Below are 19,750 nucleotides of genomic sequence, written 5' to 3' on the forward strand. Positions count from 1 at the left end.
AGCTTTGAAAGCAAATCGGGTCTATGCTACAGACTAAGCAGATTAGTCACGCCACAACATCCCTATTAATTCTGTCTCAGGATCGATCGCGCCCGCACCCGCGTCATTTTTAATCGTGACAATGACTTTTTTCAGCTTCGCACCTTCAAACTCGAAAAACTCGAACTCATGTTCGTAGTCTGATGATACAGGCTGTCCGGGATCTCGACCAATATTAAATCCCGCCCCAAACTTACCCGGTTGAGTCAGGAATTGCTCAGGATATTCTGGGAAAGCTTCCTCAATCGTGGCATTTTGCTTAATACCATTGATATAGAGTTGTACCTCTCCTATGGTACTACCACCAAACTTGCTCTCTAGTGGTTCTGAATTTGGATTTGGCTTCTTGGAAAGTACAACCAGGAATTTATCGGGATCTTCAGGGAAAGCTCTCTCAATCGTGGCACTTTGCTTAATACCATTGATATAGAGTTGTATATCTCCTATGGTAGTACCACCAATGGTACTACCACCAAACTTGCTATCCGGTTGATTGGGCTTCTTGTTAAATACAACTTTGAGTGTATTTTCCTCGTCGGCAAGCTTAGAGAGTGGACAAGTGATCTTCTGTTGCTGTTGTCCTAACCAGTTATAGACATAACAGAGTTTGCCCTCGTAGATATAGAAACTATATCCACCAAAACTTCCTCCATGAGCTATCATTACCCCTTTAGGAGTCTCACCCGTGGAGAAATCAACAATGGCTTCGATTTCGTAAGAACGACCTCGGGTATTCGGAGCAACGGCTTCGGGAATTTCTGATCCCCCTGGATAATAGGTGTAACTGAAGGTAGCATCCTTTGGGTCATCTTGAGCAAATGCTGGGGGACGTAATTGGGGACGATCTCCACCCATAGCCGAGCGATCATCAATAGGCATACCTTTGTATAACCCTGCTTGCACGAACCACATATACTTCATCTGTTCGAGTTTATCGGCATATTTCGGGTCATTAGCTAAGTTACGAGATTGAGTCGGATCGGGAGTTAATTCCCGATCCCCATCCATACAGTACAATTCCCAGATATCCTTCTCAAAATTACCCCAATTGGAAGGTGCAGGAGCATGGACAGTACAAACGTGCCAACCTTTATACCAGACTCCTCTTGTTCCTAACATCGAATAGAACTGAGTTTCTCGCACTTTCTTGGGTTTTCCATTGGCATCCTTGGGTTTTTGCTTGTCAGAGAGTCTGTAAGCAAATTGATACTCAGGTTGAGCATATTCGGGAGCGAAAGTATAGGCGAAGCTAATTCCCTCAATGGGATTTTGGGTGTAACCTTTAACCACTTCTGGGGGTTCTACACCACACATTTCGTAAAGGGTAGGTACTAAGTCAACCGCGTGAATGTACTGTTTGCGAATCCCCGTATCTGCCATTCGTGACTTCTTAATACCCGGTCCACACATCATAAAGGGAGTTGCAGCACCACCTTCATAACCTGACCAACGTTTCCAGTATTTGAAAGGCGTATCAAAGCCCCAAGCCCATCCTGTAGGATAGTGATTATAGGTTTTCAGTGTGCCTAAATCTTGGAGAAGGGCAAAGTTCTTGTCAAAATCATCGGGAATACCGTTAAAGAACAGGTTTTCATTCACTGAACCATTAGGCCCACCTTCTGCACTAGCACCATTATCAGCTACAGCAACAATGATGGTGTTATCCATTTGACCCGTTTCTTCGAGAAAATCGAGCAAACGACCGATTTGTTCATCGGTATAGGTGGAGAATGCCGCATAAATCTCGGCCATACGGATAAATAATGCCTTTTCTTCGGGACTTAATCCTTCCCAAGGTTTTACCCAATCAGTTTGAGGCCACGTCTTACCATCAGGAACTCCTTGGATCTTAGTGTGGTCAGGGTTATGTTGTGCAAGCTCACCTTCACCATGAGGATTAATCACCGAGGGTTCTGTTACCTCATCCCCAAAGATGCCTAATTCTTTCATTTTGGCAAGGACTTCTGTGCGATAGACTTCATAGCCATCTTTAAAGATACTTGTCTCGACAAAGGATAAATCCTCTGGATTATCGGGATCTCCCAGGCTCGTGTTATAATCATAATCTAGGATCTTCTGAGGCCAGATTTGATGGGGTGCATGGTTGGCACCGGGACAGAAGTACATCAGCCAAGGTTTATCTGGAGCGATCGCCTTTTGATCTTGGATAAAGGCAACTGCCTTATCTACCAGGTCTTTCGATAGATGATAACCGTTCTCTGTATCCCCCATATTGGGACCATAAGGAGGTTCAATCAGATGGTTATCATAGACCAGATCTGGATACCATTGATCGGTTTCTCCGCCTAAAAAGCCATAATAGCGTTCAAAACCACGACCTAAAGGCCAATGCCGCTTCGTGGATGCCATATTTGCCTCTTCTTCTGGCACTAAGTGCCATTTACCAAGGGCGAAGGTACTCCAGCCACGCTCACTCAATACGGCTGGAATCATGGCATTTTCAAAGGGAATGCGACCATTATTACCAGGGAAACCCGCTGTCACCTCTTCGATACAAGACATCCCGTTACTGGTAGCATTGCGTCCATTTAATAGGGATGAACGAGTGGGAGAACAAAGAGCGGTAGTGTGAAAGTTGGTATAAATTAAGCCTTTTTGAGCAATACGAGCTAAATTGGGCATTTTAATTTTGCCACCAAACATTTCCCAGGCACCAAATCCCGTATCGTCAATGACTATGTAAAGAATATTCGGTGAATTTGCGGGTGCTTTCGGTTCGGCGTAGGGTTCCCAATCGGGTACGGAATCGCGAATATCGAGGGTGATTGTCCCGTTGAATTGTTTAGCCATAGAGTCTCCGTAAGAGGCTTGTCACAGGTGTCTGATTCGCTCGTCTGAGAGCGGCCCATTCAAGTTTGAAGCGTACCAGTAACTGACTGACTAGATGCAGAAACGTTGAATCCTGTCATAAAACTTTACCTTGACGGTTCTCCGTTACTTGTTATGGTTCGATAGGGGGGCATAAATCGACTAAATCTTTATCTGGCAAAAGATTTAATTGAACGGTGGCGGCGAATTCAGTGGCGGTGAAACAAAGCAGTTTATTGATGAGTGTGGGGTATGGCTATTTTTTATTTCATGGAAAAAATATCAAACAAAGACTATTTGGTTGTATTATTATACTGGCTGGTGTTTCTCTGTTAAGCATTCTTTAGTAAAATAAGAAAAGGCTCTTCTGGATCAAGGATGATAATCAAAAATTATGGCGAAAGGCTGGCTAAAAAGCGGCAGCGCATATTTTCAAAATCAGGAATCGCGCCTCTAGGAGGGTTAGTGATTCTCCTTCTCCGCTGCCCCACCAGAGTCCTTCCACAGAGTCAACGGTTAGATAATTACTGTGAAAATTATACAACCAATGGATTAACTGAGGGCATGAATACAAAAATAAAGCCTATTAAAAGAATAAGTTATGAATTAAAGCAATCTTGAACATTTTCGACTTAAGCTGTTTGCTGGCTTTAATTCATAACAAAAAGTAAAACACGAAAACCAGAAGACCCAAATCTGAATGGCTTATTAATAACTGGAAAAACTGACTCAATAGATAATCTCCTTGTTTAATTTATCACTAAAAAAATATGGCTAAAGGGGATCAAATATACGCCTATCGGGAATTGCTCAATCTTCAGGGTGTTTATGCCCATCATGGCATCGATTGCGGAGATGGTAGCGTCATTCATTACCGAAAACCGAGCGAGATTGTGGAACGAACTTCCCTAGAAACCTTTGCTAGGGGCGGTAAAATCTATGTGGTGCGCCATGTAGAGGTGGGATTTTCCTTTATCCCCGATGTGGTGGTAGAAAGGGCGCTAAGTCGTCTGGGGGAGCAGAAATATAATCTTCTTTTTAACAACTGCGAACATTTTGCCACTTGGTGTAAGACCGGTATTAGCAAAAGTCAACAGATAGAAGAATTTATCCCGATTATTACCCATTTACAAGCGGTGGGACTCTACGAACCTCTGAAAAAATCCCTGATCGGAGCCGACCCCAACAATGCCCAAACCCTGTTAAAAGGGGCTTTAAGCAATCTTAAGGTCAGTTGGGATGAAATTCACCCCCAGTACAAAAAGGCCATTCAAGAAGCAGAAACATGGAATCGAGTAGCGATCGAAGCTTTAAGCAGAAATCGCGATGATTTAGCCCGGGAAGCTCTGAAACGCAAGGTAGAAGCCAAAAAACAGGCAAAACGCCATCAGGAACAATTGGATCAATTAGCGGCCATGACTGAAAATGTTCTTAAAAGTCTGGTGATTGCTAACGGTTAGTCTGGATGTCAGTAAACTGTTCAGTATCTAACCCTCTGCCGATTGCCTCAGTTGATTCCTATTCAAATCAGGTAATTTTAGTTGCTCGCCATGGAAATCTGGATTATTTTACGTTTTTCAATCGCCGCTGCCATTATCGCTTTAGTTTGCTGGTCTTTAACCAGTGCCGTGCGCGATAGTTGGCAAGTTGCGCGACGGATGCACTCTATCCCTTGCTCCCACTGCCGCTACTTTACCAACGATTATCGCCTCAAATGTAGTGTACAACCCAGGAGCGCCAACACCGAACAAGCGATCGACTGTGGCGATTATTTTCCCGATGCCTAGTTTGCCATAATACCGAAAAGCTTTTCGAGATGGTGCGAAATTTGCTAGTCTAGGCTAAATAGGTCTGAAATAGTATAGAAACGTGGATACAATTATTGGTCGGGGCAAAACAGCCCGTAGAGCTTACGGTATCGATGAAATCGCACTTGTACCCGGAGTGCGAACCCTCGATCCTAGTTTAGCCGATACCCGTTGGTCTCTCGGCAATATCGAGCGGGAAATCCCGATTATCGCCAGCGCTATGGATGGGGTGGTGGATACTAAAATGGCCGTCCTTCTCTCCGAGTTGGGGGCGCTAGGGGTACTAAACCTCGAAGGTATTCAAACCCGTTACGAGGATCCTAACCCGATTCTTGATCGCATTACCGCAGTCGGCAAAGCAGAATTCGTCGGTTTAATGCAGGAACTCTACGCAGAACCGATTAAACCGCAACTAATCGAGCTTCGTATCCAAGAAATTCAAGAAAAAGGCGGTATTGCGGCAGTTAGCCTCACCCCTGCCGGTGCCGTCAAATACGGTGCTATCGTTGCCCAAGCAGCGGCCGATATTCTCTTTGTCCAAGCAACCGTCGTTTCCACTGCCCATTTATCCCCGGAAGCTATCACCCCCCTCGATTTAGTGCAATTGTGCCAAGAAATGCCCATTCCCGTGGTTTTGGGCAATTGCGTCACCTACGAAGTCGCCCTTAACCTGATGAAAACTGGGGCAGCCGGGGTTTTAGTCGGTATCGGTCCGGGGGCTGCCTGTACTTCTCGCGGCGTTTTAGGGGTGGGAGTTCCCCAGGCCACTGCTGTGGCCGATTGTGCCGCCGCTAGGGACGATTTTTTCCGAGAAACCGGTAAATACGTCCCCGTTATTGCCGATGGCGGCATTATTACCGGCGGTGATATCTGCAAATGTATCGCCTGTGGCGCCGATGCGGTGATGATTGGTTCTCCCATTGCCCGGTCCGTGGAGGCCCCCGGCCGCGGTTTTCACTGGGGTATGGCCACACCTAGTCCGGTTCTACCCCGGGGAACCAGGATTAGTGTGGGCAGTACGGGAACTATTGCCGAAATCCTCGTAGGACCAGCAAAATTAGATGATGGTACTCATAACCTCCTAGGGGCGCTGAAAACCAGTATGGGGACTTTAGGTGCTAAGAACTTAAAGGAAATGCAACAGGTGGAAGTGGTGATTGCCCCCTCGCTGCTGACGGAGGGTAAAGTCTATCAAAAGGCCCAGCATTTAGGTATGGGTAAATAAAAGTTATCAGTGAACAGTGATCGGTTATCATCAGTGTTAAGTTTTTGATTTGTGCTGGAGATGGGTTTTTTGCTTGGTATGACCATCCCCTTCAGGTTCGGTTCTACCGACTCCCACTATCTCAAAAAACTGTTAAATTGGAAGAACCAAAAGGATAGTTTATAAAAAAATTGAGTTAAGGAGATCAAAGGTGTATAGAGAAAACGATCGCCCTCACAATTTATTCGGTACCGATAGTGAATTTTCCGAGAGTTTGTGGCAGTATGTGCAGACCTTAAGTCCCGAAACAATCGCCCAACTCTCGAAACCAGAATCCCAAGAGGTTTTCCAAGTGATGGAACGCAACATTATCGGACTTTTGGGCAACCTTCCCTCCGAACATTTCGGTGTCACTATCAGTACCAGTCGCGAACATCTGGGCCGGTTATTGGCCTCGGCAATGATGAGTGGTTACTTTCTCCGCAATGCTGAACAGAGAATGAATTTTGAAAAATCCCTCGCTACTCTCCAGAGCGGTTCCAGCGATTTTTAAAGTTGAGCGGTAGTTAGTTTGAAAGGGAAAAAGAAGCAATCAGATTTTAGTTACAAGATAACTTTGATCTGACTAATAACTGATAACTGATAACTGATTAAAGACAGTTTTGCTGCCAGAGTAGCTCTTTTTCGATTCCTTGTTTTTCTCCGGGGGGTACAGTCCTTTCCCGCATAATATAAAGTTGCAGGGATTTAATCTGTTGATCACTACTGTGCTGCTGATTCCAGTTTTGACAGAGATAATGACCAAACTCTCCATAAACTGACCGACCAATAGCTCGATTAAGATTAATAAAATATTGTCGCCACTGCATGGTTTTATACAAACGATTGCGATCGCTATCCGTGGGTTTATCCCAAATTACCGGCTGTCCTTCTCTAAATAAATCTACCGTGGAACCATCGACTAATTGACTGACTGCCAGAAACCAAGCATCATCCCGGGGCGGACCAGGGGCAAAAATACTCCAATATTGGTCTAAACGGGTAACTCTTGCCAGAATATCAATTGTATTAAAAGTACGACGGGTGAGCAAGCGATCGAGGGATTGAACTAAAGGTGTATTTAAATCACCCCTATCGACCGATTGCCGGACAAAACTGCGTAAATTCCAGATACTGGTCAACAATAAGAAGAAAATTACCAAAATATTTAAGGGTAAAGAGGATTTAATCGTCAGGGGACGAAACTTGAGAGGTTTAGTGAAATTGCCCATAAAACGACGATGGGAGGCAATCCACTCATAAATTCTCGTTCCTAGGGTCATGAGGGGCGGTAAACGCAAAATTGGGGCTAAAAACCAGAAAATCGGCGAAAGACTGACAATATAAACCAATGCTGACCATTTAAACCAGCGTTTTCCCTGCCAATCTTCCACTACCCAAGAATTTTGGGCTACCATATCCTCGTATATTGAGGGGTTATCTTGCGCGACTAACAGGGGAGTGCCAGGTAAAATGAGAAAAGTGCGGAGAAGATGAACAACTTTCTTACAAAATCCACAATCTCGATCGTAATTAATCCTTAAACCTTCTCTTTCTGGGGTTATCATCCGTTTTTGTCCCCAATCCCAGACAAGACTAGGTATGATCGGCAACCAATGGGTGACACTCAAAAACGGGAAAATTCCCAGATGAAAACTGAGAGCAAAACCGATATGTAAGAGAATAAACGAGAGAATAGCGACTATTTTAAAGAAACTATTGCGAAAGGGAATAAAAATAAGCAGTGGACCCACCCATTCAAAGATTAACGCTGAAAAGGTCAGGATTTTTAGTAATTGTTGCGGTAAAGATAGTAAGAAACCAGCAAAAGCAGTACCGTATTGATCGTAACTGAGAGAGTAATAAACGGCCGTACCATCGGGCCACCAAGTCTCACTTTTGGTTTTAAAGGCCGCTGACCACATATAGATGTAACACACCTGTATCATAAAAGCCACCGTGGCAGCCGAAACTACGCGCTTGGGTAAGGGGTTGGGATTGGTGTTTAAGGCACTTTCCACGGAATAACAGGCACCGAGGGGTAAAAACATCGCCCAGAATAATACTGCCCGGATTACGTCATCGGCGGCAAATAGTAACAGGGGGTTGCGATGATGTAAAGAGACGATTAGCGCCCAAGTGGCGATCGTGGCTAAACGGGTATGATAGCCAATTAAGAGCAATAATGCGATCGCTATAGCGACAATAAACAGGATACTCTGCACCAGCACCGAGTCACTGAGAGCAAAAATAGACCAGTAAAAAGGACTAGCAGAGACTTTTGATAAGCTTCCTAGAGGTAAAACTCCTAATTCGCTGTAATGGGCAGTTACTTGGCTAAAACGAACTGATAAATCGACTAAAATCACTAACGCCAAGGCAATGCGAAATAAAGCCAGCGATCGCAGGTCAAACCCGAAAATCTCTGCTAGTCTTTGTCTAAATGATTTTGCCATTATCGCCATAGGATGATGATTCCCTCCACTTTTTCAATAAACCTACTTTATAGCAAGTAAAAAGGCCAAAGGCAAAAGAAAGCTGTATTCTCCGAGTCAGTATTCAGGAGATTATTTTTATTTATTCTTCTCTCCCATCTCCCATCTCCCTCATAGGTATAGGTTTTTTACATTAGAACTCTTGCGAATTAATTATATGTCATAATTATAGGTTAACTAATTTTTTTTTGGAAAATTAGTTAGTACATTTCTTCTGAATGAAAACCTGAAGTTTTGCTTTTAACTCAAAACTCTTTAGATATGCTTTAATTTGGTTGTCAAAACCTCTTTATTTAAGCATCACAAACTTTATCAATTATAAAAATTGAGAATAAATTCTCCTTGACTTGATTAATGTTTGGCAACTTTTAAGAAGCTGCTACACCTAACTCACACTTACAAACAGCCGCCAACAGGTTAGGGACTTGCGCTTTGATAATGTACCTTTTGGGCGAACGCAGTTCGCCCCTACATTGTGAACAAAATCCGTCACTGAGTTAAAAAGGAAAATTGAGGTAGAATAAATGAGTGTTATCCTGTTAGAATCGAAACTACAGCATCGATCAAGGAGTGAAACAAATATGCCGGCGGGCTATGAAGAAAATCCCAGAATGCCCCTAGATAAAGTTATTTTTGTTATTGCTTGCATCTATCTAGGTTGGGTGGTGGCATGGCTAATCAGTCAAAAAAATGCCCCTATCTCTCAAAATGGCACGATTTCCCAGGAAGATCAAAAATTTATTGCCTATCTGCAATCATCCCTTGCTATTATTGATCGGCAAAGTCAAACTTTATCCCCCGATCCCAATCCTGCTGCCAAAAATAACCCTTCTCCAGTAGTGCCAGTTCTACCAGCACCACCCGCTAATTTACCGGTTAATAATACTCCCCAGATCATAGAAAGAATTTACGTTCCTGTTTATCCCCAAACCCCTGAAACTACTGCCAAACTTGTCCCAGTTACACCCTCAAGTCCCGACATTGCTGCACCACCATTACCGGCTGCCCCCGAGGTGAAACCGCCGGTGGCAGCGGTTATTCCTACCAATAATCAGGTGAAAAATACCCTGGTGGGGGTAATGGATTTAGGCGATCGATCTACAGCTTTATTTGATAATAAGGGCATAACTACCCGTATTTCTCCGGGGGAATTTGTCAACGGTTGGACTTTAGTGGAAGTTGGCAATCAACAGGTTATTTTGTCTCGCAATGGCCAAACAAAAGTCCTAGAAGTGGGACAATCTTTTTAGGTTAAACGACGGATAAATTCCAAGGGTAAACCGTCTGTATCGGCAATAAAGGTGACTTCATAGACATGATCGCCGATCATCTGTTGTTGGGGGGGCAAAAGAATATTTAAAGGTTGATATAAATTGGCATCCTCTTGATGGGCTTGCTGAAAGTTATTTGTTAATTTTTCTAACCATTCTGGTAAATTGCTGACATTTTCTGTTAGGTCAAAAGACAAGTGATAATAACCCACATAATGCTGATCACCAAAGGCATCGGGTGCGGGTTTCGGTTGGGGAATTTGGATTAATTCGATGCGTCCGTTTAACCCGATGAGCCAACAGGCCAAAGTATAACCCGTGGTGAATCTTTCCTCTAGGGTAAAACCGAGAAGTTGATAAAAAGCGATCGCCCGATGGATATTAGCCGTCCGAATAGAAGCATGGTGCATTTTCAGTGATCAGTAATCAGTCAAAAAGACGAAAATAGGGATAGCGTTTGGGAACCCCCGGTTCTTTTTCCAGATCAAAGTTAATTACATCCCAACAGGGTTCATCGGGGGCATCGGGACTAAATTCTACTGGTAAACCGTAGAGACGGGGAATAGCGGCTTCACCCGGTTCATTACCGCGCCAAGTGGTGTTACGTTCTAGGTAGGAACTAACTAAATCCCGATAACGGTTGGCAATAATTACTTTAGTCGCTTTAAATCCTTGGGTATAGAGGCGATCGAGTGCTTCGTGAATCTCAAAACGAATACCATCCGGGTGAGTGTGTTGACGATACCACTCACCATTCCAGAGTCGCCAATGCCGTCCTGACTGCAAGTGAACCAACTCACCCGTTTTGGGATCGGCTTCAAAAGCCCCATGGCGCGGACACAAATAGGTATCCGTCAAAGTGAGGGCGGGGATTAGCTGCCGACAGTGAGGACAATGGATATCGGGGCCAAAAACAGGGTATTGTAAACTTGCATTGATCATGGAAGAACCTAAACTAAAAATTGTTATCTTTGTACCAATAATCCTATATATATTATACCCAACCAAATTGGACGGGTATTCTCTTTCGACTTTAGTGCAGATCCTCCCATGTCTTTAGATAACTTAAGATCAACTTCTAATTTCTGGCCGATTGTCGATGTCAGTCAAGCGGCTTTTATCGCCCCTAATGCCACGGTAATAGGCGATATTTCCCTAGCTGTGGGGGTGAGTGTTTGGTATGGGGCGGTATTGCGTGCCGACGTGGAACGCATCGAAATTGGGTCCTATACTAATATCCAAGATGGGGCGATCCTACACGGAGATCCAGGCAAAATTACTATCCTTGAAGATTACGTTACCATCGGGCATCGGGCGGTAATTCACGCAGCCCATATTGAACGCGGTTGTTTAATCGGCATTGGGGCAGTGATTCTCGATGGTGTGCGCGTCGGGGCGGGTAGTATTGTCGGGGCGGGTAGTATTGTGACAAAAGATATACCACCGCGATCTTTAGTGGTGGGTATTCCCGCTAAACGCGTCCGGGAAGTGTCGTCACAGGAGGCTCAAGAGTTGATTGAACACGCCGAGCGTTATGCTAAACTTGCCCTCGTTCATGGGGGAAAAGGTACTGATACTGGATTCCCAAAAGGGGCGGTTTAGGGTATAAATATAAAATGAGAATCAAGTAACAATCTTTTAAGCACTGACCGAGGAGAAGGAAATCTATGGACTGGAGAGTGTTAATCGTTTTAACCCCTTTGCTTATTGCTGGTGGCTGGGCTTTCTTCAATATCGGCGCTGCCGCTATTAGACAAGCTCAACAGTTTCTCAGCAAACAAAGTTAATAAAAGTTTATAATTTTTAGTAAAACCGATCCCCTAGGCGATCGGTTTTTAATTTTTCCTTATGGGGCGATCGCTGATTGGGGTGTAGGGTGTAGGGTGTGGGGTGTAGGGTGTGGGGTGTAGGGTGTGGGGGGAATAAATAAAAATAATCTCCTGAATCCTGACTCCTGAATCCTGAATCCTGAATCCTGAATCCTGAATCCTGACTCCTGGCTCCTGAATCCTGTCTCCTAACCCCACCAATATACCTTTTCAGCAATCTCTACCTAACCATGAAATCTAACTATCAAAATCTCATTGAAGAACTTGCCCATCTGGAAATTATCACCGATCCGGGACAAGTGGCGAAACTTTCCTTAGATTATTATCATTTTAGTCCCATTTTAGAGGCACAACTGCAAGATAAACGGGCTGATTTAGTCATTCGTCCCCACAATAGCCAAGAAGTTATTGACATCGCTAAAACCTGCGTTAAATACCAAATTCCTTTAACAGTTAGAGGTGCGGGTACAGGTAATTATGGTCAATGTGTTCCCTTGCAGGGAGGAGTAATTTTAGACACAACCAAACTAACAAAAATTATCTCGATCAAACCGGGTACAGCACGGGTAGAAGCGGGGGTAAAAATGGCCTTTTTTGATAAACAAGCTCGCGCAATCGGTTGGGAATTAAGAATGGCTCCCTCTACCTATCGGACGGCGACAATTGGCGGTTTTATCGGGGGTGGCAGTGTGGGCATGGGTTCGATTAATTATGGACAATTGAAGGATAGAGGCAATCTGCAAGCAGTGCAGTTAGTCACCCTAGAAACAGAACCAAAAATTATCGAACTACGGGGGGATGAGGTAGAAAAAGTCAATCATGCCTACGGAACCAATGGCATTATTACCGAGTTAGAAATAGCCCTCGCTCCCTGTTATCCTTGGGCAGAATTTATCGTTACTTTTGCCGATTTTCTCACCGCCGCTAAATTCGGTCAAGCTCTCAGTGATAGTGATGGCATTGTCAAGAAAATGGTTAGTGTTCACTCCTGGCCAATTCCCGCTTATTTTACTGCTCTTAAGGATTATTTACCCACAGGAAAAGCGGCAGTTTTGTTAATAGTATCGGACAGCGATCGAGTCGCATTAGAATCTTTAATTAAAGAATATAATGGTGAACTTACCTACTATAAAACGCCAGAAGAAACCCAAAAAGGCAACAGTATCTTAGAATTTACTTGGAATCATACCACTCTCCATGCGCGTAGTTTTAACCCCAAAATAACTTATCTACAGGCTTTTTATTTTAATCTAGCCACGGTAGAGAAACTCTATAATTATTTTGGGGAGGAAATAATGATGCACCTAGAATTTTTGAGATTTCAAGGTAAAGTTATTCCCGCCGGTCTTCCCTTGCTAGAATTTACCACAGAAACTCGATTAAATGAGATTATTGCTATCTATGAACAACAGGGGGCAGCTATTGCCAATCCTCACACTTATATCATGGAAGATGGCGGCAGCAGACAGATTAATCCGCTACAACTAGAATTTAAACAACTCGTCGATCCCTACGGATTAAACAATCCGGGTAAAATGCGAGCATGGGTTGAAGCAAGGGGGTAGGGATTCGATTCAGGCTAAGGGACTTGCGTGGGAATAATATCCCAATTGATCGGAGGGCGCAAGCTTTGCGCCCCTACAGTAACGGATTTTGTCCACAATGTAGGGGCGAACTGCGTTCGCCCAAAAGGTACATTATCTCTTGGATTTGGTGGGTAAAATGTATTCTAAGATATAATCCTCCTAGAGAGGGGGTGGAACGAACCACAAAAACACAAAGGACACAAAGATCAATCAATCATATTGTAAGTTAAACTTATCACACACAACCTAGAAGAGCCTCACCGCTACTACCGAATTACTAACCGGTGAAAAGGGAGTGGGGAAAACAAAACTCCCCGCTGCCCCCTGCCTATTCCCAGACTTGCCCCGATCCGATACAATTAAACGGTTGTCTTGGAAGAATTAATAGTGATCGAGCGTTATACTCTCCCTGCAATGGGGAATTTGTGGACGGATAGATATAAATATCAAACATGGCTAGAGGTAGAGATAGCCGTCTGTGAAGCGCAGGCAGAATTAGGCTATATTCCCGGGGATGCAGTAGAAGAAATTAAGGCAAAAGCTAATTTTGATCCCGATCGCATTTTAGAAATAGAAGCAGAAGTGCGCCACGATGTCATCGCCTTTTTAACAAATGTTAACGAATATGTGGGCGAGCCGGGGCGTTATATTCATTTGGGTTTAACCAGTTCTGATGTATTAGATACCGCTCTGTCCTTACAATTAGTCGCCAGTTTAAACCTGATTTTAGAACAATTAGAAGATTTCATTCAAGCCCTGCGTTATCGCGCCCAAGAACACCGTTATACAGTCATGGTGGGACGTTCCCACGGCATTCACGCCGAACCGATCACCTTTGGCTTTAAACTAGCGGGATGGTTAGCGGAAGTGCTGCGAGGACGCGATCGTTTAATTCGCTTGCGCCAAGACATCGCCATCGGTAAAATATCTGGTGCGGTGGGAACCTATGCCAATATTGACCCGAAAATTGAGGCGTTAACCTGTCAGAAGTTAGGATTAGAACCGGATACCGCTTCCACTCAAGTGATATCGCGCGATCGACACGCCGATTATGTGCAACAATTAGCCTTATTAGCGGCTTCGATCGAACGTTTTGCCGTGGAGATTCGCAACCTGCAAAGAACCGATGTCCTAGAAGTGGAAGAATACTTTTCCAAAGGACAAAAAGGCTCCTCCGCTATGCCCCATAAACGTAATCCCATCCGCTCAGAACGCTTAACGGGAATGGCGAGAATTATCCGTAGTCATAGCGTTTCCGCTTTAGAAAATATCGCCCTCTGGCACGAAAGGGATATTTCCCATAGTTCCGTAGAACGGGTGATGCTGCCGGATGTTTGCATTTTGACCCACTTTATGCTCAAGGAAATCACCGATTTAGTCAAAAATCTGCTGGTGTATCCCGAAAACATGAAGCGAAATATGAATGTTTACGGTGGCGTGATTTTCAGTCAAAGAGTTCTTTTAACTTTGGTGAGTAAGGGAATTAGCCGGGAATCTGCCTATAAAATCGTCCAAGAAAACGCCCATCGCGCTTGGAACACCGATAACGGCAATTTTAAAGCTTTTATCGGTCAAGATGAACGAGTTACCGGCATTTTATCCCCCGACGAGATCGAAAGTTGCTTTGATCCCCAGCAGCACCTAAATCATCTTAATAGCATCTACCAAAGGTTAGATATTTAAGGAGCTTTCAGTGATCAGCTAACCACTAGCTTGTTGCTTTAGAAAGGTAATGACAGCGTTTTGGATTGTCGGTTGGCGATCGATCTTTTCTCAGAAAGCGATCGCTATTCGTTTCTCGATCAAGGTCGCGTTTGAAGATAAAACTAAAGAATCGGCGCAAGCGAGTACGAATCGGGTAAAATAAGGGTCTGTATTCGGAGTGTTCGTTTTTATGATGAAAATCAAACTCTTGAATTTAGGTAGTATTAAAGAGGCAGAAGTGGATCTTCGGCCTCTAACCGTTATTATTGGCCCGAATAATTCTAATAAAACTTATATCGCCTACTCGATTTATGGGTTATGGATTAATCAGCTTGACGGCTTTTATTTTTCTAGTGAAATTTTAGAAAAAATAGAATTTACAAATCAAGCCGATCATTGGTCTTTAAAAATAGACCGACATTTTTATGATGTTATATCCGAAATTGTTCAAAAGTCCGCATCTGAATTTAGCGGGATAAAACTACAATCTTTTTTCCAAGATTCTAGCGGCAAGATTTTTGAAAAAACGAAATTCAGTATCGAAATTTCCGAAGATGATATTAAAACAGCTATAGAAAAAGTTTTAGCGGATACAATTGAATATCGCGGGTCATTAGCTTCACTTGGAATCAAGAAAATCGAGCGAAGCGAGAACAATAATGAGATTTTATTTTATCAAGAAAAGGAAGATAAAATTAATAATTATAAAGACATAGTTTTTCTTAATTTTGTTGCTGCTGTTGTAAAATTTTCATTTTCCGACGCACTTCCTTTACCCGCCGAAAGAAACGCTTTTATAAATACCTATAAAATGCTGGGCAATAGAAGATATAAGCTACTTAAAGGGAATCAGAGAGAGCTATTGACACAAGGACGTATTAATAGACGTATTAATCGAGATAGACAGTTAGAGTTACTGAAAGAACAGGGAGATATTCGCTATCCTCAACCAGTAGAGGATTTTTTAGATTTTTTAACTGACATAGAACTAGAAAATAAGCCCGATCCCATTGCCAAAAACAAAAATGATTTTCAAAAATTAGCTGATCAAATTGAAAAGTATATTCAAAATAACAATAAAACAATCTTTAAAAAGACTAAAATTGGAGGCAGAGAAATTAAAGTTTCGGTAAAAAGAAGTTTAGAAATCGATCTTTATAATGCTTCCTCGTCTATTAAACAATTAGCCCCGCTTTTACTCTATTTACGCTATCGAGCAAAATCCGGGGATTTTCTGGTGATCGATGAGCCTGAAATGAACTTACATCCAGAATCTCAGGTAAAATTGTTAGAATCTTTAGCGATTTTAGTAAATTTAGGAGTTAGAATTTTATTGACGACTCATAGCCCCTATTTGATGGCTCATCTTAACAATATCGTTAATGGTAATCACCAAAATCCAGAACTTTTAGCCGAACAAGCTAAATTGCTTTATCTGCAAGATAGCCGAGCTTTTCTTAAAATGGAACAGGTTAGCGCCTATGAAATGAAAAATAATCAATTACTTTCTTTACACGACCCTGAATACGGTATTCGTTGGGATACTCTCAGCGATGTATCAGTTGATATTCAACAAAAGTTTTTTGCAATTTATGAAGCAGGACAACAAAACCAAGAAACCGAAGAAGAATGTTCCTCAGAAGAAGAATAAACTCGATTGGCAAAAATTTAACTTTTTAGAAAATTTGCTTATTTTCTGTACCGTACCCAATCGGATCGCTCCACCCGAAAGCGGTGTCAGCTTTCGGATTACCAAGCCAGAAAAAGATTCCGTTTGTATTTTATTTAAAACTGATCGTCGGGAGGATCCTCTCGTTACAAATCAAAAGCAGAAAAGACCTGATTATTTATCTCTTTTTATTCAGAATGGCTTACTTCTGCTGACGATTATCGAGATGAAGGGAACTAATAAAAATTCCACGAGTACAGCTATCGAACAAATTACAACTTTTAGAGATATTTTAAAACGAGAAATTGCCGATCATGTCACCAGTAAACTCAAATATAAATTACAAGCTATCCTATTAACTCCCTATAATGCCGATATTCCTCGAAAGGCGATCAAAGAGGAAGCGGAGAAAGGATTTATTATTTTACCTATCCAGTATAAGGATAAAGCGGAGCTTTATCGTTATGTTTCCAAGACTCACACTAAAGCGGATTTAAGCAAAATAAAGCATAGTCACGACGAGCAACATAAAGAATCCGATTGTTTGTTAATCGAAAAATTGTTGGCTAGACAAGCATCGGACAAACGTAAACAGGATAACTATTATTCATGTAAATTCACTCCCGCCAAAGATAGAAAAGGCATCTATATAGATTATCAGGTGTCGAGCGATCGAGACTTGATCACCCTATTAACCGATCCGCAGGGAAAGAAAGTTCAATTGGCTTACTGTAGTGATGATTCTCAAAGTTCAATCGATCAAATTCAGGAAGAGATTAAAAATTTAAACATATATGGAATGGTAGAGATGGTAAGTCGCCTAATCAATAGTTAGTATTAAAAAAAGGTTAATTGCTTTTTATTCTCTTTGATAACAGGGTGAAAATTACTGCTTTTCATCTTAATTCGCTTCCCTTCAATAGTGGATATTATAGTGGTAAGTTGAGAAAGCCAAATGCTGACATTTTCATCATCTTGCCAATTAATTAATTGACTCACCAGAACCGGAGAATGAGTGTTCACTATTACTTGGCGTAAAGGCATTTCAGTATCTTCAAAATCGACAGTTAGCTCTTTTAATAATCTTGCCATTGCTTCAATACGAAAAGGATGAATGCCATTTTCTGGCTCTTCAAAACACAGTAATCCTGTGTGTTGTCGGTCGTATTGCAGGACACATAATGTTAATAAACGTAGGGTTCCTTCGGAAAGCACTCTCGAAGAAAACTCCCGATTATCATTACCTTTTACCTTGATAATAAATTGTCGATTTGCTTTGTCGTCATAAACATTAACTTCTGTAAGATTCGGTAGCAGATTATTGAGATCACGGGAAATTGCTGTGAGGGTATATTCATCATCTTGTTTGATGCGAAATAAAGCAGCGGCTAAATTCTTTCCGCTTGCTGTTATTGTATCTCTGATGCCCATATCTTGACGAGTAGGTTCTCGCAGATCTTCGGGATTAAGCTGCATAAACTTCCAACTCAGCATTTCTTGTTTGGCGGCTAATATATGTTGAAAATCTATAGTATTAATGCTGCTTAAAACAGTTTGTGATGCGCTTTTTGCCAGAAATACTTTTTTATTTCCCTGTTTACGATCTTGATGTACAACAATGGTAGCAATACCACTCTTATCTTCAGTATTAATATAAGGAATCGCTCTCCTACCCGTTACTTTTGGTCGCCAAGTTTCCAATACTGTCTTAGGAATATAATTTTTTACCCAATTATCTTCATTGTGCTTTAAATTTTCTAAACGTTCATCAACAATATACAAGTTTTCAAATCCACTTATATTAGACTCTCGTTTAATTTTTAATTGATAGCGCAACCTTGTATATTTAAGGGGATCGACTTCCCCACCCCAATTATCTTTTACCTTGCGATTGACTAACATTTCAACTATAAATTCCATTTCCGTGGCGTAGTCGTCCTCATCATACTGGGTAAAAAGTTCGCTAGGATGTCCTCGTTGCTCGCTAAAAGCCGTCTTCAGATCCACTTCTGCCAGCCGCGCCAACAATTGCAAAGCATCAAATAAATTACTCTTACCAGAAGCATTAACCCCAGCAACTACAGTAAGCGGCGTAAATTCCATTTCAAAATTATGAAAGGATTTAAAGCCATGAATTTTAATATAAGTAATCATAGTTTTAGGCGATAGGTAATATTAAAACATCAGTGCAACATTTAACCATACTGGAAAATCTTATCAACTTTCGCCTGATACTGTCCTACTATAATCTAGACATTGGTTTACAGAGGTAGTGCGATTACGCCGATTTTGTCGGGTGCGTTACCTGCCGCAACGAGGGGTAACGCACCTTACCGATCGATTCCTGAGAGTATAGGGTCTTAGTCTGACAAAACCCATAGACAACAGCTTATCTGGCTGACGGCCGGGGGCTGAGGACCGGCGGCTAAAAATTAACATTGCAAGAAAACTTAACAATTGGCCAAGAAACTCGATCGAGTAGGTAGAATAGCAAGTAAACCATTTTGTAAACTCCAACCGATTAACTAACTAGAATAGAGATAACCCAGAACGCCTGTGATAGATAAAAGACGCACTACTCGCGATCTCCCCCAAATTAACGAAAGAATCCGCTTTCCCGAAATCCGCGTTATCGATAGCGACGGCTCTCAGCTAGGCATTATTACTCCTGCCGAAGCTTTGCGCGTGGCCGAAGAAAAGGAACTTGATCTCGTCCTCGTCAGTGAAACGGCAAGTCCTCCCGTTTGCCGGATTATGGACTATGGCAAGTACAAGTTTGAACAGGAGAAAAAAGCCCGCGAAGCCAAGAAAAAACAGCATACAGCCGATATAAAAGAAGTTAAAATGCGCTATAAAATCGATGAGCATGACTACAACGTGCGAGTCAACCAAGCGCAACGTTTTTTAAAAGCGGGAGATAAGGTAAAAGCGACGATTACCTTCCGAGGTCGGGAAATTCAACACTCTAACCTAGCGGAAGAATTACTGGCTCGCATGGCCAAGGATTTAGAGGATGTAGCTGAGGTACAGCAAGCACCAAAAAAAGAAGGTCGTAACATGATGATGATGTTATCGCCGAAAAAATAACTAACTAATCCGGAAAAAGGGGCGAAGTCCCCTTTTTTGTTCTTCGGAAATCCCGAAAGGAACCCGATCATTTAAGTAGCTGGTTATAATTAAATTAAAAATGGATTTTAGGTTCGATCCCCCCTGCCCCCCTTGATAAGCTATCCATTAGTCACATCTTTCTTAACATAAAATTTGACAAAAAGAGAAA

Annotated in this window: 18 protein-coding genes and 1 pseudogene; 14 read left to right on the plus strand and 5 right to left on the minus strand. The window is 42.4% G+C overall.

Features of this window, described 5'->3' with window-relative positions; all coding sequences use genetic code 11:
- Window positions 1-42: 42 nt before the first annotated feature.
- Window positions 43-2,850 (minus strand): sulfatase-like hydrolase/transferase, encoded by a 2,808-nt coding sequence (locus EWV60_RS20635; protein WP_287234388.1) that lies wholly within the window; start codon window positions 2,848-2,850, stop codon window positions 43-45.
- A 528-nt stretch (window positions 2,851-3,378) separates the two neighbouring features.
- On the opposite strand from EWV60_RS20635, the pseudogene EWV60_RS20640 reads away from it, so the two are divergent.
- The 5 genes and pseudogenes from EWV60_RS20640 to EWV60_RS20660 all read left to right on the plus strand — a co-directional run.
- Window positions 3,379-3,529, plus strand: a pseudogene (locus EWV60_RS20640) (transposase); the annotation flags it as partial.
- Window positions 3,530-3,638: 109 nt separating this feature from the next.
- Entirely contained in the window at window positions 3,639-4,328 is a 690-nt protein-coding gene (locus EWV60_RS20645) for a lecithin retinol acyltransferase family protein (protein ID WP_079209177.1), read from the plus strand.
- Between the two features lie 90 nt (window positions 4,329-4,418).
- Window positions 4,419-4,655, plus strand: a complete 237-nt coding sequence (locus tag EWV60_RS20650) for a hypothetical protein (RefSeq protein WP_016514875.1) — start codon at window positions 4,419-4,421, stop codon at window positions 4,653-4,655.
- 82 nt (window positions 4,656-4,737) lie between these two features.
- Window positions 4,738-5,901 carry a GuaB3 family IMP dehydrogenase-related protein gene (locus EWV60_RS20655; RefSeq protein ID WP_002747415.1) on the plus strand — a complete coding sequence of 388 codons (1,164 nt, stop codon included), beginning with the start codon at window positions 4,738-4,740 and terminating at the stop codon, window positions 5,899-5,901.
- Window positions 5,902-6,091: 190 nt separating this feature from the next.
- Window positions 6,092-6,433 carry a DUF760 domain-containing protein gene (locus EWV60_RS20660; protein WP_002792971.1) on the plus strand — a complete coding sequence of 114 codons (342 nt, stop codon included), beginning with the start codon at window positions 6,092-6,094 and terminating at the stop codon, window positions 6,431-6,433.
- Window positions 6,434-6,530: 97 nt separating this feature from the next.
- On the opposite strand, the gene EWV60_RS20665 is transcribed toward EWV60_RS20660, so the two are convergent.
- Window positions 6,531-8,384 (minus strand): DCC1-like thiol-disulfide oxidoreductase family protein, encoded by a 1,854-nt coding sequence (locus EWV60_RS20665; RefSeq protein WP_287234394.1) that lies wholly within the window; start codon window positions 8,382-8,384, stop codon window positions 6,531-6,533.
- A 611-nt stretch (window positions 8,385-8,995) separates the two neighbouring features.
- On the opposite strand from EWV60_RS20665, the gene EWV60_RS20670 reads away from it, so the two are divergent.
- The gene (locus EWV60_RS20670) at window positions 8,996-9,664 is read left to right on the plus strand and encodes a hypothetical protein (protein WP_044034163.1); all 669 of its coding nucleotides are present in this window, start codon (window positions 8,996-8,998) and stop codon (window positions 9,662-9,664) included.
- On the opposite strand, the gene EWV60_RS20675 is transcribed toward EWV60_RS20670, so the two are convergent.
- Window positions 9,661-10,095: a VOC family protein gene (locus EWV60_RS20675; protein WP_002736212.1), complete on the minus strand. Its 435-nt coding sequence runs from the start codon at window positions 10,093-10,095 to the stop codon at window positions 9,661-9,663. The genes EWV60_RS20670 and EWV60_RS20675 overlap by 4 nt on opposite strands.
- 16 nt (window positions 10,096-10,111) lie before the next feature.
- Complete coding sequence (locus EWV60_RS20680) at window positions 10,112-10,627, minus strand: TIGR02652 family protein (protein ID WP_002737231.1); 516 nt, start codon at window positions 10,625-10,627, stop codon at window positions 10,112-10,114.
- 108 nt (window positions 10,628-10,735) lie between these two features.
- On the opposite strand from EWV60_RS20680, the gene EWV60_RS20685 reads away from it, so the two are divergent.
- The 7 genes from EWV60_RS20685 (at window position 10,736) to EWV60_RS20715 (ending at window position 17,308) form a co-directional block, all read left to right on the plus strand.
- Window positions 10,736-11,287, plus strand: a complete 552-nt coding sequence (locus tag EWV60_RS20685; protein ID WP_002753087.1) for a gamma carbonic anhydrase family protein — start codon at window positions 10,736-10,738, stop codon at window positions 11,285-11,287.
- Window positions 11,288-11,352: 65 nt separating this feature from the next.
- Window positions 11,353-11,472, plus strand: coding sequence for a photosystem II protein Y (locus EWV60_RS20690; RefSeq protein WP_002737284.1), 120 nt, complete (start codon window positions 11,353-11,355; stop codon window positions 11,470-11,472).
- 272 nt (window positions 11,473-11,744) lie between these two features.
- Window positions 11,745-13,079 carry an FAD-binding oxidoreductase gene (locus tag EWV60_RS20695; RefSeq protein WP_287234398.1) on the plus strand — a complete coding sequence of 445 codons (1,335 nt, stop codon included), beginning with the start codon at window positions 11,745-11,747 and terminating at the stop codon, window positions 13,077-13,079.
- Between the two features lie 408 nt (window positions 13,080-13,487).
- The gene (purB, locus tag EWV60_RS20700) at window positions 13,488-14,783 is read left to right on the plus strand and encodes an adenylosuccinate lyase (RefSeq protein ID WP_159251422.1); all 1,296 of its coding nucleotides are present in this window, start codon (window positions 13,488-13,490) and stop codon (window positions 14,781-14,783) included.
- 49 nt (window positions 14,784-14,832) lie between these two features.
- On the plus strand, window positions 14,833-14,967 hold the full coding sequence (locus EWV60_RS20705) for a hypothetical protein (RefSeq protein WP_256378293.1): 135 nt from the start codon (window positions 14,833-14,835) through the stop codon (window positions 14,965-14,967).
- A 27-nt stretch (window positions 14,968-14,994) separates the two neighbouring features.
- Window positions 14,995-16,455, plus strand: a complete 1,461-nt coding sequence (locus EWV60_RS20710) for an AAA family ATPase (protein WP_008206637.1) — start codon at window positions 14,995-14,997, stop codon at window positions 16,453-16,455.
- Window positions 16,397-17,308, plus strand: coding sequence for a hypothetical protein (locus EWV60_RS20715; protein ID WP_287234404.1), 912 nt, complete (start codon window positions 16,397-16,399; stop codon window positions 17,306-17,308). Before EWV60_RS20710 ends, EWV60_RS20715 begins: the two co-directional genes overlap by 59 nt.
- Window positions 17,309-17,310: 2 nt before the next feature.
- Here EWV60_RS20715 and EWV60_RS20720 read toward each other — a convergent pair whose 3' ends face one another.
- Window positions 17,311-18,627 (minus strand): AAA family ATPase, encoded by a 1,317-nt coding sequence (locus EWV60_RS20720; protein WP_287234407.1) that lies wholly within the window; start codon window positions 18,625-18,627, stop codon window positions 17,311-17,313.
- Window positions 18,628-19,029: 402 nt separating this feature from the next.
- On the opposite strand from EWV60_RS20720, the gene infC reads away from it, so the two are divergent.
- Window positions 19,030-19,560 carry a translation initiation factor IF-3 gene (gene infC / locus EWV60_RS20725; RefSeq protein WP_002736104.1) on the plus strand — a complete coding sequence of 177 codons (531 nt, stop codon included), beginning with the start codon at window positions 19,030-19,032 and terminating at the stop codon, window positions 19,558-19,560.
- The last annotated feature ends 190 nt before the right edge of the window (window positions 19,561-19,750 follow it).

Source organism: Microcystis sp. Msp_OC_L_20101000_S702 (assembly GCF_007095705.1).
Classification (GTDB): domain Bacteria; phylum Cyanobacteriota; class Cyanobacteriia; order Cyanobacteriales; family Microcystaceae; genus Microcystis; species Microcystis ichthyoblabe_A.

What these genes read in the sequence shown, in the direction of transcription:
- EWV60_RS20635 (WP_287234388.1), bottom strand. Translation starts at nt 2,850, where the DNA reads ATGGCTAAACAATTCAACGGGACAATCACCCTCGATATTCGCGATTCC.
- EWV60_RS20645 (WP_079209177.1), top strand. Translation starts at nt 3,639, where the DNA reads ATGGCTAAAGGGGATCAAATATACGCCTATCGGGAATTGCTCAATCTT.
- EWV60_RS20650 (WP_016514875.1), top strand. Translation starts at nt 4,419, where the DNA reads ATGGAAATCTGGATTATTTTACGTTTTTCAATCGCCGCTGCCATTATC.
- EWV60_RS20665 (WP_287234394.1), bottom strand. Translation starts at nt 8,384, where the DNA reads ATGGCGATAATGGCAAAATCATTTAGACAAAGACTAGCAGAGATTTTC.
- EWV60_RS20670 (WP_044034163.1), top strand. Translation starts at nt 8,996, where the DNA reads ATGCCGGCGGGCTATGAAGAAAATCCCAGAATGCCCCTAGATAAAGTT.
- EWV60_RS20675 (WP_002736212.1), bottom strand. Translation starts at nt 10,095, where the DNA reads ATGCACCATGCTTCTATTCGGACGGCTAATATCCATCGGGCGATCGCT.
- EWV60_RS20680 (WP_002737231.1), bottom strand. Translation starts at nt 10,627, where the DNA reads ATGATCAATGCAAGTTTACAATACCCTGTTTTTGGCCCCGATATCCAT.
- EWV60_RS20685 (WP_002753087.1), top strand. Translation starts at nt 10,736, where the DNA reads ATGTCTTTAGATAACTTAAGATCAACTTCTAATTTCTGGCCGATTGTC.
- EWV60_RS20690 (WP_002737284.1), top strand. Translation starts at nt 11,353, where the DNA reads ATGGACTGGAGAGTGTTAATCGTTTTAACCCCTTTGCTTATTGCTGGT.
- EWV60_RS20695 (WP_287234398.1), top strand. Translation starts at nt 11,745, where the DNA reads ATGAAATCTAACTATCAAAATCTCATTGAAGAACTTGCCCATCTGGAA.
- EWV60_RS20705 (WP_256378293.1), top strand. Translation starts at nt 14,833, where the DNA reads ATGACAGCGTTTTGGATTGTCGGTTGGCGATCGATCTTTTCTCAGAAA.
- EWV60_RS20710 (WP_008206637.1), top strand. Translation starts at nt 14,995, where the DNA reads ATGATGAAAATCAAACTCTTGAATTTAGGTAGTATTAAAGAGGCAGAA.
- EWV60_RS20715 (WP_287234404.1), top strand. Translation starts at nt 16,397, where the DNA reads ATGAAGCAGGACAACAAAACCAAGAAACCGAAGAAGAATGTTCCTCAG.
- EWV60_RS20720 (WP_287234407.1), bottom strand. Translation starts at nt 18,627, where the DNA reads ATGATTACTTATATTAAAATTCATGGCTTTAAATCCTTTCATAATTTT.